Genomic DNA, 303 nt, shown 5'->3' on the forward strand with positions numbered 1-303 from the left:
TATTGAAGACTAAAGTAGAAAACAATTAATCACGAAAGATTAAAATGGCACTCAATGATACTTCTATCATTCTTTTTTTACTTTTGAAAACTCTTTACAAAAACATATTATCTATCAGAATTTTATTATCAGCTTTTCCAAATTTTTAAAGAGCATATTAATCAGTTATACCCAAAGGGTAAAACTAACTAACAATCATCTGTGTGGACACTACGAACAAATAAGTTCTAAATCGTATAAGGAGGTGATCCAGCCCCAGGTTCCCCTAGGGCTACCTTGTTACGACTACAACCAAAGTCATGA

Annotated in this window: 1 rRNA gene; it reads right to left on the reverse strand. The window is 32.0% G+C overall.

What is annotated here, in order from left to right:
• Positions 1-237: 237 nt before the first annotated feature.
• Positions 238-303: ribosomal RNA gene (locus tag CWB60_RS21200) — 16S ribosomal RNA — on the reverse strand; the annotation flags it as partial.

The sequence above is a fragment of the Pseudoalteromonas sp. S327 genome, assembly GCF_005886415.1.
Taxonomy (GTDB): Bacteria; Pseudomonadota; Gammaproteobacteria; order Enterobacterales; family Alteromonadaceae; genus Pseudoalteromonas; species Pseudoalteromonas atlantica.